Origin of the sequence: Spirilliplanes yamanashiensis, assembly GCF_016863475.1 — a bacterium.
Lineage (GTDB): Bacteria > Actinomycetota > Actinomycetes > Mycobacteriales > Micromonosporaceae > Spirilliplanes > Spirilliplanes yamanashiensis.
This window is the reverse complement of the sequence record NZ_BOOY01000008.1, coordinates 200,372-215,629: the sequence shown is the minus strand read 5'-3', so window position 1 is coordinate 215,629 and position 15,258 is coordinate 200,372. Positions and strand designations below refer to the sequence as shown.

The following is a 15,258-nucleotide window of genomic DNA, read 5'->3' as shown; positions in this document are numbered from 1 at the left end:
TTGCGGAAGTGTCGGTGGGCGGGTCTATGGTCGGCGATGGTGGGCGCCACAGCCGGTCGCCCGCCACGGGCGCTGCATGACAGCTGCCCGTCGGACACGCGGCCGCCCCCTGGGCAGGGGACGCGCCGGGACACAGAAGGCGGCAGCATGCGTCGTTACCCTGCCCTCGTCCTCACCTCGCTCACCGCCCTCGTCGCGCTCACCGCGTGCGGCGAGGCCGGCTCGTCCGGCACGGAGGCCCCGGCCAGCGCCGCGGCCGGCGCCGGTTGCGCCCCCGTCGCCGGCGACGGGCTGGTCGCCCTCACCGACGACAAGGCCCTGCAGAACACCGACAACATCGTCGCGGCCATCAACAAGGACGCGGCCAAGCCCGACGTCGTCGCCGCGCTCGACAAGGTCGCCGCGTCGCTCGACACCCCGAAGCTGATCGGCCTCAACAAGGCCGTCGACACCGACCGCAAGACCCCGGCCGTCGCCGCGCAGGAGTTCGCCACCGCGAACAACGTCACCGCCGGCATCGCCAAGGGCGCCGGCGGCGCCATCACGATCGGCGCCGCCAACTTCAGCGAGAACCAGATCCTCGGCGAGCTCTACAAGATCGCGCTGACCGCCGCCGGCTACACCGTGAAGGTGCAGCAGATCGGCAACCGCGAGCTCTACCAGCCCGCCCTGGAGAAGGGCGAGATCCAGGTCGTCCCGGAGTACGCGGCGACCATGGCCGAGTTCCTCAACGGCAAGGCCAACGGCGAGGGCGCCGCGCCCGCCGCCGCACCCGACATCGACAAGACGATGGCCGCGCTCAAGCCGCTCGGCGAGAAGTACAACATCGTCTTCGGCGTCCCGTCGGCGGCGCAGGACCAGAACGCGTTCGCCGTCACCACCGCCTTCGCCGAGAAGTACGGCGTCAAGACGCTGTCCGACCTGGCCGCCAAGTGCTCCGGCTCCGCCACCGTGCTCGCCGGCCCGCCGGAGTGCCCGCAGCGCCCGCAGTGCCAGGCGGGCCTGATCAAGGTCTACAACTTCCAGGCCGGCTCGTTCAGCTCGCTGGACGCGGGCGGCCCGCAGACCAAGAACGGCCTGCGCACCGGCACCGTCAGCGTCGGGCTCGTCTTCTCCTCCGACAGCGCCCTCGCCGCCAGCTGACGATCGGGCTCGCGCGCGTCACGGCGGCGCGCGCGAGCCCTTTCCGCCGAAGATCACGGCTGGGTAGCATCTGCGCCCATGCCCGATGTGGACAGTTCCGACGCGCCACGGCCGACCCGCCTGCCCGCCGCCCTGCTGTGGACGGGCGTGTCCCTCGCCCCGCTCGCCGTGCTGCTCCTGGCCGCCGACGCCACCCGCCTGTCGGTGCTGCTGCTGGCGGCCGCGATCGTCCTCATCGGAGCGTCCCAGCTCATCCGCACCGACCCGGTGCTGCCCCGCCTCGACGCCGAAGACCTCCTCGCCCGCCAGACCGACGCCGTGCGCGCGGCGGTCGGCGCCGACATCGCCGCCGCGGACCACGCCACCCGCGCCGACCTCGAGGAACGCCTCGAAGAACTGCACCGCCGCCTGGTCGCCGTGCAGCTCGCCCAGAACGCGCGCCCCCCGGCGGCGCAGCGCCCGCCCGTCGGGCCGCCGGCGCCGCCTGTTGCGCCGCCCCCGGCCGGGCCTCCGGCGCTTTCCCCACCGCCGCTGTCGCCCACGCTGTCGCCGTCGCTTCCGGCCGGGGGCCGGGCGGGCGCCGCGCCCGTGGCGGCTCGGTCCGCGGCCGTCGTGCCGCCTCGGGCGGCGGTCGTGCCGCCCTCGGCCGCGGGCCCGCAGGACGCTGAGCCTGACGCGCCGCGGCGGCGCGGGGCGCACGCCCTCTCCAACACCTCGACCGGGATGACGGTCGCGGAGCTGCAGGAGGTGGCTCGGCTGCACCGCGCGGCGGACCGTGCCGGGGGCCGGACCGCGGACCGTGCCGGGAGCTGGGCCGCCGACCACGCCGGGGAGCGGGCCGCGGACCGGGCCGCAGGCCGCGGTGAGGCGGCGGCCGGGGAGGTGGGCGGCCGGCACGCCGGGCGGTCCGCCGACGACCGGACCGGGCACCGGACCGCGGAACGGTACGTGGACCGGTCCGGCGAGCTGCCCGGTGACCGGTCCGGTGACGTGCTGCGCCGCCGGCACGACGGTGACGCCGCCGAGGTCCGGTACTGGGAGAGCCCCGCCGGGCTGGAGGACCTGGTCGGCGACGACGCGCCGTCGGCGCGCCGGGCGGGTCGGCGGTCGGCCGAGGGCCGGCACGGTGAGGAGCCCGCGCCCAGCGGGCGTGGGGCGTCCGCCCAGATCGCCGTGGGCCGGCGCCCCGCGACGGCGCCGGGCCGTCGCGCGGCCGAGCCCGACCTGGTGGAGCCGTCCCGCGAGGACCCGCCGTGGGGGACCGGCGAGGTGCGACCGGGCGGGCGCCGGGCCGCGCCGGACGACGACGGCGCCGCCGGGCAGGCGCGAACCGGTGGCCGCCGGGCGGCCCCCGACGAGCCCGGCGCCGGGCCGGCGGGCGAGGTGCGCCGCCGGGGTGGTGCGGCCGATCACGACGAGCTTCCGCCGCCGGGCCCGCGGGTCTACGGCGGTACTGCCGCGGCCGGGCCGGTGCGGCAGACGGCGCAGGTCAGGAACGTGCCCCCGCCGCGGTCAGCGCCGGTGGAGCCGCCGCCCGCGCCGCGACCGGCCCCGCAGGGCGCCACAGGTGTGCCGCAGGGCGCGGCGCCGGTGCCGCGGGCCGCGGCGGCCGTGCCCGGGGTCCGTCCTGCGGGTGCGGCGCAGGTGCCCGCGCCCGGCTCACCCGGCCCCGGCCAGCGCTCCGGCCCGGTGGAGACCCCACGCCGTGCCGCAAGGCCGCCGATGGAGGGCCCGCACGGCGCGACGCAGCTGGAGACCCCGCGCGGCGCCGCGAGGCCGCCCATGGAGGCCCCGCGCGGCGCGGCGCAAGCAGAGACCCCGCGCGGCGCCGCGAGGCCGCCGGCGGAGGCCCCGCGCGGTGCGGCGAGGCCGCCGGTGCAGCCGGCCGGGGCCGCGCGGGTGCCGGCCGCCCCGCCGGCGGGCGGCGACGCCGAGCCGGCGCCGAGGCCGAAGGGGCCGGAGAAGGAGTCGCTCAAGGACGCCCTCAAGGACTCGCTCAAGGACCGGCTCGCCGCCCGCAAGCAGCCCCCGCCCCGCACCATGGCCGACACCCAGGCGGGGTACGACGACCTGGCATGGTGGACGTCGGGTGACGACGCGGACGGGCACGACCCGTTCCCGGGGCGGTGAGCGGTTACTTGTCGATGTCGCCGACGACGAAGAACATCGAGCCCAGGATGGCGATGAGGTCCGGCACGAGGCAGCCGGGGATGAGGGTCGCCAGGGCCTGGACGTTCGCGTAGGAGGCGGTGCGCAGTTTCATCCGCCACGGGGTCTTCTCGCCGCGCGACACCAGGTAGTAGCCGTTGAGGCCGAGCGGGTTCTCGGTCCAGGCGTACGTGTGGCCCTCGGGCGCCTTGACGACCTTGGGCAGGCGGACGTTGACGGGCCCGCCGATGGTGTCCACGCGGTCGAGGCACTGGGCGGCCAGGTCGAGGGACGCGTACACCTGGTCGAGGAGGACCTCGAAGCGGGCGTGGCAGTCGCCGGTGGTGCGGGTGACGACGGGGACGTCGAGTTCGCCGTACGCGAGGTAGGGCTCGTCGCGGCGCAGGTCCATGTCGAGGCCGCTGGCGCGGGCGACGGGGCCGGAGGCGCCGTACGCGGCGGCCTGTTCGGCGGTGAGGACGCCGACGCCGACGGTGCGGGCGAGGAAGATCTCGTTGCGGCGGATGAGGTTGTCGAGGTCGGGCAGGCGGCGGCGGACGAGGTCGATGGCCTCGCGGGCGCGGCGGGTCCAGCCGGCCGGCACCTCCTCCTTGAGGCCGCCGACCCGGTTGAACATGTAGTGGATTCTGCCGCCGGACACCTCCTCCATGACGGCCTGGAGGGTCTCGCGCTCGCGGAACGCGTAGAACATGGGCGTGATGGCGCCGATCTCCAGCGGGTACGAGCCGAGGAACATCAGGTGGTTGAGGACCCGGTTGAGTTCGGCGAGGGCGGTGCGCAGCCACACGGCCCGCTCGGGGACCTCCATGCCCATGAGCCGTTCGACGGCGAGGACGACGCCGAGCTCGTTGGAGAAGGCGCTCAGCCAGTCGTGCCGGTTGGCGAGCACGATGATCTGCCGGTAGTCGCGGACCTCGAACAGTTTCTCGGCGCCGCGGTGCATGTAGCCGACGATGGGTTCGCAGGCGACGACGCGTTCGCCGTCGAGAATGAGCTTGAGGCGCAGCACGCCGTGGGTGGAGGGGTGTTGCGGGCCGATGTTCAGCACCATGTCGGCCGTGTCGAGGCCGGCGCCGGTGCCGACGGTCATCTCCCGGAGGTCGCTCACCCTGCGCATCGTAGTGCGCGGCCCGGGTCGACGCCGACGCCGTGCAGCAGCCACCAGTGCCCGCCGAGGCCGGCCGGGTCGGTGAGTTCGGCGCCGGCGCCCGCGGCGGCGAGGGCGCGCAGGTAGGCGGCCGGGTCCGTGGAGGCCAGGGCCAGGGGTGGCCGGGCGCCGTCGACGCCGAGGGCCCGCAGCGCCTCGCGCTGCGTGAGCAGGGTGTACGGGTGCCCGGCCGCGGCGGCGACGGCGTCGACGGCGACGTGGGCGGTGAGGTCGGCGCCGCCGTCGGGCACGGGCGGCACCTGCCGGCCGGCGCGGTAGCCGGTGAGGGTGCCGGCCCGGGGGCGGGTGTCGCGGTGGTGTCCGTAGTCGACGGCGAGGGCGGCGCCGCGGTCGAGGGTGGCGACGGCGGCGGCCCAGGCGGCGTCGCGGGGGTGGCCGATCTCGGCGCGGGCGCCGGGCGGGGCGCCGTCGAGGGGCCACCAGTCGCGCAGCCAGGCCAGGTCGGCGGCCGACGGCGGCCCGGCGGGGCGCTCGGTGCCGTCGGGGGCGACGCCGACGAGGTGGACGGTGCCGTCGGCGGCGACGGCGGCCACGTCGAGCGGCACGTTGTCGAGCCACTCGGTGGCGAGCAGCAGGCCGGTGCGCCCGGGCGGCGGCTCGGCGGCCCAGCCGACGCGGGGGTCGAGGCCGGCGGGGCGGGGCGCCCGTTCGACGGCGGTGAACCTGAAGCGCGGGTCGGGCAGGTGGCCGGCGAGCGCGGCGAGCAGTTCGCCGCGGCCGGCGCCGACGTCGACGACGTCGAAGGGGCGGGGGTGGCCGAGGGCGGCGTCGACGGCGTGCAGCAGCCGCAGGATCGCGCCGGCGAACAGCGGCGACGCGTGGACGCTCGTGCGGAAGTGGTCGCGGGGTCCGGCCGGGCCGACGAAGAAGCCGCCGGGGCCGTAGAGCGCCGCGTCCATCGCGGCCCGCCACCCGTTCACGTCACGTTCAGCCGCCGTCACCGGGCACACCCTACGGTGCGGGGCATGCGACGACTGACCGTGCTGCTGGCCGTACCCCTGCTGCTGGTGACCGCGACCCCGGCGGTGGCCGCCGGCGGGCGGATCACCGAGGTCACGGCGCGGGTGGAGACGCCCGCCCTGTACGACGACGAGGCGGGCGGCGACGCCGACGCCGACGACCCGGCGATCTGGGTGCACCCGGGCGACCGGCGGCGCAGCCGGGTGCTGGCGACGGCGAAGAACGGCGGCCTGCGGGTGTACGACCTGGCCGGGCGGGAGACGCAGGCGGTCGCGGTGCCGCCGGGCGGCCGGTTCAACAACGTGGACCTGGCGGGCGACCTGGCGGTGGTCACCGACCGGGGCCGCGACCAGCTGCGGTTCTACCGGATCGACCGGGCGACGTCGCGGCTGGCCGACGTGACGGCCGCGGGCGTGCCGTTCGCGTTCAGCGCGGACGAGGCGGAGGTGGCGCTGCAGCGCACGGCGTACGGGCTGGGCCTGTGGCGCGACGGCCGTCGCCTGTACGCGGTGGTGAGCCGCCGCAGCACCCCCGAGGTGGGCATCTTCGAGATCCTGGACCGCGGCCGCGCGGTGACCTACCGGAAGGTGGACGGGCTGACGCTGCCGGCCACGTTCCGGCTGCCCGACGGCACGGCCTGGGCGCCGTGCGCGGACCCGGGCGACGGCCCGCAGGTCGAGGGCACGGTGGTGGACGCGGCGCGCGGGGTGGCGTACCTGGCGCAGGAGGACGTGGGCCTGTGGCGGGTGCCGGTGGCGCGCGGCCGGTTCGCGGGGCGGCCGGCGAGCGTGGAGCGGGTCCGCGAGTTCGGCGTCCCGGCCGCCTACGACGAGGCGACCGAGGAGTGCGTCGTCGACCACTCCCGCGACCCCGGCTTCGGCGGCCGGATCGCCGCGGACGTCGAGGGGCTGACGATCGCCCGGAACACGCTCGTGGTGTCCAGCCAGGGCGACGACACCTTCTACACGTACGACCGGCGCTCGAACCGGCCGCTGGGGCGGTTCGCGGTGGTGGCGGGCGCGCGGGCGGACGGCTCGCAGGAGTGCGACGGCGCGGCCGTGACGGCGACCCCGCTGCCGGGCTTCCCGGGCGGCCTGCTGGTGGTGCACGACGGGCGGGAGACGCCGGACGGCGACCGCCCGGCGACCAACTTCGAGTTCGTCGACGCGGGCTTCCTGTGGCGGGCGTGAAGCAGTTCACAGTCCCGTAGCGGGCCAAGGTCCAGGGCGCATACTTGCGGTCGACCGGTACCTACGTTCTGAGGACTGGATCAGACCATGAGCGCACCGCTGCGCGTCGCGGTGCTCGGCGCGGGCCGCGTCGGGTCCGCGCTCGGCGCCGCCCTGGCGGCCGCCGGGCACCACGTCGTGGCCGCCTCCGGCCGCGCGGGCCGGGCCGCCGTGCTGGCCGCCGAGGCCGACCTGCTGCTGATCGCCGTCCCCGACGACGCCCTCGACGCGGTCGTCGCGGACCTGGCGCCGCGCGCGGGCCGGGCGGTGGCGCACACCTCGGGCGCGCACGGGCTCAAGGACGGCGTGGGGCTGGCGCTGCACCCGGCGATGACCTTCACCGGCACACCGGCGGACGTCGCGCGGCTGCGCGGCATCCGGTGGGGCGTGACGGCCCGCGACCGCGATCGCGACCTGGCCGCCCGGCTGGTCGCCGACCTGGGCGGCGTGCCGGAGTGGATCGCCGACGAGGCCCGCCCGCTCTACCACGCGGCGCTGGCGCACGGCGCGAACCACCTGGTCACGCTCGTCAACGACGCCGCGGACGCGCTGCGCGCCGCGGGCGTCGGCGACCCGGCCGCCGTGCTGCGCCCGCTGCTGACCGCGGCGCTGGACAACGTGCTGGCCGTGGGCGACCGCGCGCTGACCGGGCCGGTCGCCCGGGGCGACGCCGGCACGGTCGCCCGGCACCTGGCGGCGCTGCCCGCCGACCTGACGCCCGCGTACCGCGCGCTGGCCCGCCGCACCGCCGAGCGGGCGGGCAGGATCACGACCATGGAGGCTGTGCTCGCATGATCGTCCTCGACACGCGCGAAGACCTGCGGGAGCACCGCGCCGACTGGACGGGCGCGGTGGCGGTCGTCATGACGATGGGCGCCCTGCACGAGGGCCACCGCGAGCTGCTGCGCGCCGCCCGCCGGCACGCCGACCACGTGATCGCCACGATCTTCGTCAACCCGCTGCAGTTCGGTCCGAACGAGGACTTCGACCGGTACCCGCGCACGTTCGCCGCGGACCTGGACATCTGCGAGGCGGAGGGGGTCGACCTGGTGTTCGCGCCCGCCCGCGAGGAGATGTACCCCGAGGGTGACCCGCAGGTCAGCGTGGTGCCCGGCCCGCTGGGCGAGATCCTGGAGGGCGCCAGTCGCCCCGGCTTCTTCCACGGCGTGCTGACGGTGGTGCTGAAGCTGCTCAACCTGACCCGCGCCGACCTGGCGTACTTCGGCGAGAAGGACTACCAGCAGCTGGCGATGGTCCGCCGGATGGTCCGCGACCTGGAGCTGGGCGTGGAGATCGTCGGGGTGCCGACCGTGCGGGAGCCGGACGGGCTGGCGCTGTCCAGCCGCAACCGCTACCTGGACGCCGCCGAGCGGCGCGCCGCGCTGACCCTGTCGGCGGCGCTGCGGGCGGCGGCCGCCGCGGGCGGCGAGGGCCCGGAGGCCGCGCTGGCCGCCGCGCACAAGCGCTTCGCCGAGGGCGGCGGGGCCGAGCTGGACTACCTCGTGCTGACCGACCCCGACCTGGGGCCCGCCCCGCGGGCCGGCAAGGCCCGGATCCTGGTCGCCGCCCGGGTCGGCACCACCCGCCTCATCGACAACCTGCCGCTCGAGCTGGCCTGAAGGAGTTCGCCATGTTGCGCACCATGCTGAAGTCGAAGATCCACCGGGCCACCGTCACGCAGGCCGACCTGCACTACGTCGGCTCGGTCACCGTCGACCAGGACCTGCTGGACGCGGCCGACCTGATCCCGGGCGAGCAGGTGGCCATCGTCGACGTGACGAACGGCGCCCGGCTGGAGACGTACGTGATCCCGGGTGAGCGCGGCTCCGGCGTCATCGGCATCAACGGCGCCGCCGCGCACCTGGTGCACCCGGGCGACCTGGTCATCCTCATCTCGTACGCGCAGATGGACACGGCCGAGGCGCGGGCGTACAAGCCGGCGGTGGTGCACGTCGACGCGGACAACCGGGTCATCGAGCTGGGCACCGACCCGGCCGGTGCGGTGCCCGGCATGGCCGGTGACCTGGTCCGGGGCGACCTGACCGTCGCGGGGGTCTGACGGTTTCCGAGGTGCCGGGCGTCCGCCGCGTCGTATATTCGACATAACGGACATCTAGCCGCTCGGGGGTGCGGTCATGCGGCGGACCGGCGCGGCGGCCGTGGCGGCCGTCCTGACGGCCGCCCTGATGACCGGCTGCGGTGCCCCGGGCGGCGTCGACGGCGACCTCACCGACAACTGGCCGGCCGTCGCCGCGCCCACCGGCTTCGTGCCGCCCGCCGACACCTGCCACGCCGCCGCGTTCAGCGACGTCGGCTTCCGCGACGCCTACGAGCAGGTCGACTGCGACGAGCCGCACCGCACCGAGACCGTCGCCGTCGGCACGTTCACCGGCGCCCCCGCCACGGCCGCCGCCCCGCCCGCCCAGGGCAGCCCCGGCGCGAAGGCCGCGTACACCGACTGCGACGCCAAGGCCGTGGCCCACGTCGGCGGCGACTGGCGCACCGCCCGGCTGTGGCTCGGGGTCGTGCAGCCGTCGCCGGCCGCGTGGACCGGCGGCGCCCGCTGGTACCGCTGCGACCTGGTCGAGGTGTCGTCGATCGAGGACGACGGCGACCTGGTCAACCGCACCGGCACCCTGCGCAGCGCGCTCACCGACCAGGCGTCGCCGCTGCGGCTGACCTGCTACGCGGTGCAGCTCGACGCCGCCGGGGCCATCGACACCATGCCCGCCCGCTCCTGCACCACCAGCCACAACGCCGAGTTCGTGGGGGTGTGGAAGGCCGGCGAGCTGCCGTACCCCACGGGAGGCACGCAGTGGGCGCCGTTCCACGCCGGGTGCCGCGGGCTCATCGCCGCCTACGCGGGCGTGCCCAACGACAAGAACCTGGAGTTCCGCACGGGCGTCGTGTCGCTGCCCGGCGGCGAGGACGTCTGGGCCGACGGCGACCGCGGCGTGCGCTGCTACCTGTGGGTGGCGGGCGCCGACCTGACCGCGTCCGTCAAGGGCGGCGGCGACAAGGCCCTGCCCATCCAGTACGAGTAATGACGCACACGTTTCGGGACACGCGTACCCGGGGCGCGGTTGACTGGTGCCCATGGCGAACCCTGCGCTGCCGCGCCGCCTGGCGGCCCCCGAACCCGGCTGGACCGAGACCACCGACGTGCTCGTCGTCGGGTCCGGCGTCGCCGGCCTGACGGCCGCGCTGCACCTGCGCGAGGCCGGCCTGCACGTCACGGTCGTCACCAAGGTCAACATCGACGACGGCTCCACCCGGTGGGCGCAGGGCGGCATCGCCGCCGTGCTCGACCCGCTGGACACCCCCGCCGCGCACGCCGCCGACACCGAGATCGCCGGGGTCGGGCTGTGCGACCCGGCCGCCGTGCGGGTGCTCGTCGAGGAGGGGCCCGCCCGGGTGCGCGAGCTGATCCGGCTCGGCGCCGCGTTCGACCGCAACCCCGACGGCTCGCTGATGCTCACCCGCGAGGGCGGCCACCACGCCAACCGCATCGTGCACGCCGGCGGCGACGCCACCGGCGCGGAGGTGCAGCGCGCGCTGCACGAGGCGGTGCGCCGCGACCCGTGGATCCGCCGCGTCGAGCACGCCCTGGTGCTGGACCTGCTGCGCGCCCGCGACGGCCGGGCCTGCGGCATCACGCTGCACGTGCTCGGCGAGGGCTCCGAGGACGGCGTCGGCGCGATCCTCGCCCGCGCCGTCGTGCTGGCCACCGGCGGCATGGGTCAGATCTACTCGTCCACCACCAACCCGGCGGTGTCCACGGGCGACGGCGTCGCGCTCGCGCTGCGCGCCGGCGCCACCGTCACCGACGTCGAGTTCGTGCAGTTCCACCCGACGTCGTTCGTCACGTCGTCGGTGACGTCCGTGCAGCGGCCGCTCATCTCCGAGGCGCTGCGCGGCGAGGGCGCCCACCTGGTCGACGGCGACGGCAAGCGGTTCATGGTCGGCAAGCACGAGCTCGCCGAGCTGGCCCCCCGCGACGTCGTCGCCAAGGGCATCCACCGGGTGCTGCGCGCCACCGGCGCCGACCACGTCCACCTGGACGCCCGGCACCTCGGCAAGGAGTTCCTGGAGGGCCGCTTCCCGACGATCCTGGCGTCCTGCCGGGCCGCCGGCATCGACCCGGTCACCGACCTGATCCCGGTCGCCCCGGCCGCGCACTACGCCTCCGGCGGCGTCCGCACCGACCTGGCGGGCCGCACCTCTATCCCCGGCCTGTACGCGTGCGGCGAGGTCGCCTGCACCGGCGTGCACGGCGCGAACCGGCTGGCCAGCAACTCCCTGCTGGAGGGCCTGGTGTTCGCCCGCCGGATCGCCGACGACATCGCCGCCGGCCTGCCCGAGCAGGCCACCCCGGCCCCGGCGCCCGGCCCCGCGTGGGTCGTGGACCCCGCCGTGCGGCCCGGCCTGCAGGCCGCGATGACCGCCGGCGCGGGCGTGCTGCGCTCGGCGTCCTCGCTGGCCGGCACCGCCGAGGCGCTCACCGAGCTGGCCGGCACCCGCGGCGCCCCGCGCGTCGACGCGTGGGAGGCCACCAACCTGCTCACCGTCGCCGCCACACTGGTGCTGTCGGCCACCGAGCGGCGCGAGACCCGCGGCTGCCACTGGCGCGACGACTTCCCGGCCGCCGACGACGACTGGCGTGGCCACCTGCTCACCGCGCTCGGTCCGGACGGGCGCCTGACCGACACCTTCGAGGAGATGGCTTGACATCTTCCCGACGCCTAACGGCGGGGGATTCCAGCGGTCGCCCGCTGGGTTTCCTGCTTCGCGGGCGACAGCCCCGTCCGGACGTTCGCCCGTTGAGGTCTTACACCGCCTCCACAGGCAGTGACCGAGAGCCCCTCGGCCAGGATGTTGCGGGCCGCGTTGACGTCCCGGTCATGGGTGGTGCCGCACCGGCACGTCCACGACCGTACGTTCAGCGGCATCCGTTCGGTGCGTGCACCACAGGCGGAGCACAGCTTGGACGACGGAAACCAGCGGTCCACGACAACAAGGTTGCGGCCGTGCCAGCCGGCTTTGTACTCGAGCAGGGTGCGGAACTGCCGCCAGGCCGCGTCGCTGATGGCGCGGGCAAGGCTGTGGTTGGTGACCATGGTGCGCACGGTCAGGTCCTCGATCACGATCGTTTGGTTCTCACGAACGAGCCGAGTGGTCAGCTTGTGCAGGTGGTCGTGCCTGCGGTCGGTGATGCGGGCGTGGACGCGGGCGACCTTGAGGCGCGCCTTCTCGCGGTTCTTGGAGTCCTTGGCCTTCTTCGCCAGGTTCCGCTGCGCCTTGGCGAGCCGCTCACGGTCGGCCCGCTCATGCCGGGGGTTCGTGATCTTCTCGCCGGTGGACAGGGTGAGCAGGTGCTCCAGCCCGGCGTCGATCCCGACCGCACCCGTCGCCTGGGTCTGTTCGATCACGTCGTCGCAGAGCAGGGACACGAACCAGCGGCCCGCCGCGTCCTGGGAAACGGTGACCGTGGACGGTGTCGCACCGTCGGGCAGCGGTCGCGACCACACGATGTCCAGCGGCTCGGCCATGTCCAGCGGCTCGGCCATCTTCGCGAGAGTGAGCCGACCGTCACGCCAGCGGAACGCGCTGCTGCTGTACTCGGCCGATCGGCGCGACCTCTTCTTGCTCTTGAACGCCGGGTACTTCGCCCGCTTCGCGAAGAAGTTCGTGAACGCCACCTGCAGATGGCGCAGGGCCTGCTGCAGCGGAACAGACGAGACGTCGTTGAGGAAGGTCAGGTCTTCGGTCTTCTTCCAGCGGGTGAGCAGCGCACTGGTGGCGTTGTAGTTGACCCGTTCCTGGCGCAGCGTCCATGCCTCGGTGCGCGCCTGCAACGCAAGGTTGTAGACCTTCCGGACACAGCCGAAGGTGCGCGACAGCTCAGCGGCCTGCGCATCGGTTGGATGGAAGCGGTACTTGAACGCCCGCTTCACGATCCTGGTCACTCCTCACAATTTAGTGGCCTCAGCAGTGAGCATCGAGGCGACGTGCCGTCGGGCCGTTGCCTCCATTCCCCTCCCCTTGGCTCGAGCCGGGGACGTCCACGGAGGTATCCCATGAGCGTCAACCCCGCCTTCTGGCTGGCCGCGCAGTTCGACGTCACCGCCGAGCCGGGGCCGTTCGGCCGGCCCGACCCCGAGGAGGTCGCCCGGATCATCGCGACCGCGCTCGCCGAGGATCTGGGCGTGCCGCCGCTGGACGTGACCAGCGAGGCGACGATCCCGCCGGACCAGGAGGACACCGCCGAGCTGGTGGCCCGCGCCGACGGCGTGGTGGCCGGGCTGGCCGTGGCGGCGGCGGTGTTCGCCGCCACCAGCGCCGGTGGCGGGTCGTTCACCCCGCACCTGGTCGACGGCGCCGCCGTGCGCCGCGGCGACGTCCTCGCCGTCATCCAGGGCCCCACCCGGGCGCTGCTGACCGCCGAGCGCACCGCCCTCAACCTGCTCTGCCGGATGTCCGGCGTGGCCACCCACACCCGCCGCTGGGCCGAGGCCCTGGCCGGCACGAAGGCGCAGGTGCTGGACACCCGCAAGACCACCCCGGGCCTGCGGGCCCTGGAGAAGTACGCGGTCCGCGCGGGCGGCGGCACCAACAAGCGCATGGGCCTGTACGACGTCGCGATGATCAAGGACAACCACAAGCTCGCCGCGGGCAGCGTGACGGCCGCGTACCGGCGGGTCCGGGACACCTTCCCCGACCTGTCCATCCAGGTCGAGGTGACCACGGTCGCCGAGGCGGTCGAGGCCGTCGAGGCGGGCGCCACGTTCCTGCTGTGCGACAACATGAGCCCGGAGCTGCTGGGCCGGGTCGTCGCCGAGGTGGGTGACCGCGCCGAGCTGGAGGCCACCGGCAACCTGACGCTGGCCACGGCCGCCGCGTACGCCGCCACCGGCGTCGACTACCTGTCCGTGGGCGGCCTCACCCACTCGTCGCCGATCCTGGACATCGCGCTCGACCTCCGCCCGCGCGGCTAGGCTCTCGATCGTGCTGCTCTGCATCGACATCGGGAACACGAACACCGTGCTGGCGACCTTCGACGGCGACAAGCTGGTGCACTCCTGGCGGATCAAGACCGACTCGCGGTCCACGGCCGACGAACTCGGGCTGAAGTTCCGGGGCCTGCTCGCCGGGGACGCCGTCGAGATCACCGGGGTGGCGGCCTGCTCCACGGTGCCGGCCGCGCTGCGCTCGCTGCGCACGATGCTGGGCCGCTACTACGGCGACATCCCGAACATCGTCGTGGAGCCCGGGGTGAAGACGGGCGTGCAGCTCGCCATCGACAACCCCAAGGAGGTCGGCGCCGACCGGGTCGTCAACACCCTGGCGGCGCACACCCTCTACGGCGGACCGTCGATCGTGGTCGACTTCGGCACCACCACGAACTTCGACGTGATCAGCGCCAAGGGCGAGTTCCTCGGCGGGGCGTTCGCGCCCGGCATCGAGATCTCCTTCGACGCGCTCGCCGCCCGCGCCGCCCAGCTGCGCAAGGTGGAGCCGGCCAAGCCGCGCTCGGTGATCGGCAAGAACACCGTCGAGTGCCTCCAGTCGGGCATGTACTTCGGCTTCGCCGGGCAGGTCGACCGGATCGTCGAGCGGATGACCGAGGAGCTGGGCACGGTGCGCGCGGTCATCGCCACGGGCGGCCTGGCGCCGCTGGTGCAGGGCGAGTGCCGCACCATCACCCACCACGAGCCGATGATCACCCTGATCGGGCTGCGGATGGTGTACGAGCGCAACGTCTGAGGAAATCGGTCGCGGTCCGGCCGCCGGGGCCGCAGGCTGCCCGGATGGACCTGCCCCTGCCGTTCGTCGTCCGCGAGTCGTCGCACCGCATCCACAACCCGCTGGACGACGTCAAGCTGGCCACGCTCGGCCGGGCGCTGCGGCTGCGCCCCGGGCAGACGGTGCTCGACCTGGCCTGCGGCAGCGGGGAGATGCTCTGCACCTGGGCCCGTGACCACGGCGTCGGCGGCCTCGGCGTGGACCTGAGCACCCACTTCACCCGCGCCGCGCAGGCCCGGGCCGCCGAGCTGGGCGTCGCCGGCCGGGTCCGCTTCGTGCACGGCCAGGCCGCCGGGTACGTGGCCGACGAGCCGGTCGACCTCGTCTGCTGCGTCGGCGCGAGCTGGATCGGCGGCGGCGTCGACGGCACCCTCGACCTGCTGGAACGCAGCCTAAAGCCGGGCGGCACGGTGCTGCTCGGCGAGCCGTACTGGCACCGGGTGCCCACCGACCCGGCCACCGTCGCGGCCTGCCACGCCACGTCCGCCGAGGACTTCCGCACCCTGCCCGGCCTGGTCGGCCACCTCGCCGCGCTCGGCTGGGACCTGGTCGAGATGGTGCTGGCCGACGCCGACAGCTGGGACCGCTACCGGGCCGCGCAGTGGCTCAACGTGCGCGAGTGGCTCGACGCCAACCCCGGCCACGAGCTGTACGCCGAGCTGCGCGCCGAGCTCGACGCCGCCCCGCTGGCGTACGTGACGCACGAGCGCCCGCACCTGGGCTGGGGCGTCTTCGCCCTCCGGCGGCGTCTAGGCTTTTCCCCGATCCCGAGCCCTTCCGCCTGAC

14 protein-coding genes are annotated in these 15,258 nt (G+C 75.1%); 11 read left to right on the top strand and 3 right to left on the bottom strand.

Annotated features, from left to right (window positions below; all coding sequences use genetic code 11):
- Positions 1-147: 147 nt before the first annotated feature.
- Both Sya03_RS07940 and Sya03_RS07935 read left to right on the top strand, forming a co-directional pair.
- Positions 148-1,143, top strand: coding sequence for a glycine betaine ABC transporter substrate-binding protein (locus Sya03_RS07940; RefSeq protein ID WP_239107193.1), 996 nt, complete (start codon positions 148-150; stop codon positions 1,141-1,143).
- Positions 1,144-1,221: 78 nt separating this feature from the next.
- Positions 1,222-3,273 (top strand): hypothetical protein, encoded by a 2,052-nt coding sequence (locus tag Sya03_RS07935; RefSeq protein ID WP_203937535.1) that lies wholly within the window; start codon positions 1,222-1,224, stop codon positions 3,271-3,273.
- A gap of 4 nt (positions 3,274-3,277) precedes the next feature.
- On the opposite strand, the gene Sya03_RS07930 is transcribed toward Sya03_RS07935, so the two are convergent.
- Together Sya03_RS07930 and Sya03_RS07925 are read right to left on the bottom strand one after the other, a co-directional pair.
- Positions 3,278-4,429, bottom strand: a complete 1,152-nt coding sequence (locus tag Sya03_RS07930) for an NADH-quinone oxidoreductase subunit D (RefSeq protein WP_203937534.1) — start codon at positions 4,427-4,429, stop codon at positions 3,278-3,280.
- The gene (locus Sya03_RS07925; protein WP_203937655.1) at positions 4,417-5,379 is read right to left on the bottom strand and encodes an SAM-dependent methyltransferase; all 963 of its coding nucleotides are present in this window, start codon (positions 5,377-5,379) and stop codon (positions 4,417-4,419) included. Before Sya03_RS07925 ends, Sya03_RS07930 begins: the two co-directional genes overlap by 13 nt.
- A gap of 66 nt (positions 5,380-5,445) precedes the next feature.
- Here Sya03_RS07925 and Sya03_RS07920 point away from each other — a divergent pair, with 66 nt between their 5' ends.
- The 6 genes from Sya03_RS07920 (at position 5,446) to Sya03_RS07895 (ending at position 11,397) form a co-directional block, all read left to right on the top strand.
- Positions 5,446-6,630 carry a phytase gene (locus tag Sya03_RS07920; protein ID WP_203937533.1) on the top strand — a complete coding sequence of 395 codons (1,185 nt, stop codon included), beginning with the start codon at positions 5,446-5,448 and terminating at the stop codon, positions 6,628-6,630.
- Positions 6,631-6,717: 87 nt separating this feature from the next.
- On the top strand, positions 6,718-7,464 hold the full coding sequence (locus Sya03_RS07915; RefSeq protein ID WP_203937532.1) for a Rossmann-like and DUF2520 domain-containing protein: 747 nt from the start codon (positions 6,718-6,720) through the stop codon (positions 7,462-7,464).
- A complete protein-coding gene (gene panC, locus Sya03_RS07910; protein ID WP_203937531.1) occupies positions 7,461-8,288 on the top strand; it encodes a pantoate--beta-alanine ligase in 828 nt (275 codons plus the stop codon). Before Sya03_RS07915 ends, panC begins: the two co-directional genes overlap by 4 nt.
- Before the next feature lie 11 nt (positions 8,289-8,299).
- Positions 8,300-8,728 carry an aspartate 1-decarboxylase gene (panD, locus tag Sya03_RS07905; protein WP_203937530.1) on the top strand — a complete coding sequence of 143 codons (429 nt, stop codon included), beginning with the start codon at positions 8,300-8,302 and terminating at the stop codon, positions 8,726-8,728.
- 76 nt (positions 8,729-8,804) lie between these two features.
- The gene (locus tag Sya03_RS07900) at positions 8,805-9,713 is read left to right on the top strand and encodes a septum formation family protein (RefSeq protein ID WP_203937529.1); all 909 of its coding nucleotides are present in this window, start codon (positions 8,805-8,807) and stop codon (positions 9,711-9,713) included.
- A 52-nt stretch (positions 9,714-9,765) separates the two neighbouring features.
- Positions 9,766-11,397, top strand: coding sequence for an L-aspartate oxidase (locus Sya03_RS07895; protein WP_203937528.1), 1,632 nt, complete (start codon positions 9,766-9,768; stop codon positions 11,395-11,397).
- Positions 11,398-11,411: 14 nt separating this feature from the next.
- On the opposite strand, the gene Sya03_RS07890 is transcribed toward Sya03_RS07895, so the two are convergent.
- On the bottom strand, positions 11,412-12,635 hold the full coding sequence (locus tag Sya03_RS07890) for an RNA-guided endonuclease InsQ/TnpB family protein (protein ID WP_203937527.1): 1,224 nt from the start codon (positions 12,633-12,635) through the stop codon (positions 11,412-11,414).
- Positions 12,636-12,746: 111 nt separating this feature from the next.
- Here Sya03_RS07890 and nadC point away from each other — a divergent pair, with 111 nt between their 5' ends.
- The 3 genes from nadC to Sya03_RS07875 are packed head-to-tail and all read left to right on the top strand — an operon-like array spanning position 12,747 to position 15,257.
- Positions 12,747-13,664 carry a carboxylating nicotinate-nucleotide diphosphorylase gene (nadC, locus tag Sya03_RS07885; protein WP_203937526.1) on the top strand — a complete coding sequence of 306 codons (918 nt, stop codon included), beginning with the start codon at positions 12,747-12,749 and terminating at the stop codon, positions 13,662-13,664.
- A gap of 10 nt (positions 13,665-13,674) precedes the next feature.
- Entirely contained in the window at positions 13,675-14,433 is a 759-nt protein-coding gene (locus tag Sya03_RS07880) for a type III pantothenate kinase (RefSeq protein WP_203937525.1), read from the top strand.
- A gap of 44 nt (positions 14,434-14,477) precedes the next feature.
- Positions 14,478-15,257, top strand: a complete 780-nt coding sequence (locus tag Sya03_RS07875) for an SAM-dependent methyltransferase (RefSeq protein ID WP_203937524.1) — start codon at positions 14,478-14,480, stop codon at positions 15,255-15,257.
- The last annotated feature ends 1 nt before the right edge of the window (position 15,258 follow it).

Excerpts from the sequence above, each read along its gene's own strand:
- Sya03_RS07940 (WP_239107193.1), top strand. The coding sequence starts at position 148 with ATGCGTCGTTACCCTGCCCTCGTCCTCACCTCGCTCACCGCCCTCGTC.
- Sya03_RS07935 (WP_203937535.1), top strand. The coding sequence starts at position 1,222 with ATGCCCGATGTGGACAGTTCCGACGCGCCACGGCCGACCCGCCTGCCC.
- Sya03_RS07930 (WP_203937534.1), bottom strand. The coding sequence starts at position 4,429 with ATGCGCAGGGTGAGCGACCTCCGGGAGATGACCGTCGGCACCGGCGCC.
- Sya03_RS07925 (WP_203937655.1), bottom strand. The coding sequence starts at position 5,379 with ATGGACGCGGCGCTCTACGGCCCCGGCGGCTTCTTCGTCGGCCCGGCC.
- Sya03_RS07920 (WP_203937533.1), top strand. The coding sequence starts at position 5,446 with ATGCGACGACTGACCGTGCTGCTGGCCGTACCCCTGCTGCTGGTGACC.
- Sya03_RS07915 (WP_203937532.1), top strand. The coding sequence starts at position 6,718 with ATGAGCGCACCGCTGCGCGTCGCGGTGCTCGGCGCGGGCCGCGTCGGG.
- panC (WP_203937531.1), top strand. The coding sequence starts at position 7,461 with ATGATCGTCCTCGACACGCGCGAAGACCTGCGGGAGCACCGCGCCGAC.
- panD (WP_203937530.1), top strand. The coding sequence starts at position 8,300 with ATGTTGCGCACCATGCTGAAGTCGAAGATCCACCGGGCCACCGTCACG.
- Sya03_RS07900 (WP_203937529.1), top strand. The coding sequence starts at position 8,805 with ATGCGGCGGACCGGCGCGGCGGCCGTGGCGGCCGTCCTGACGGCCGCC.
- Sya03_RS07895 (WP_203937528.1), top strand. The coding sequence starts at position 9,766 with ATGGCGAACCCTGCGCTGCCGCGCCGCCTGGCGGCCCCCGAACCCGGC.
- nadC (WP_203937526.1), top strand. The coding sequence starts at position 12,747 with ATGAGCGTCAACCCCGCCTTCTGGCTGGCCGCGCAGTTCGACGTCACC.
- Sya03_RS07875 (WP_203937524.1), top strand. The coding sequence starts at position 14,478 with ATGGACCTGCCCCTGCCGTTCGTCGTCCGCGAGTCGTCGCACCGCATC.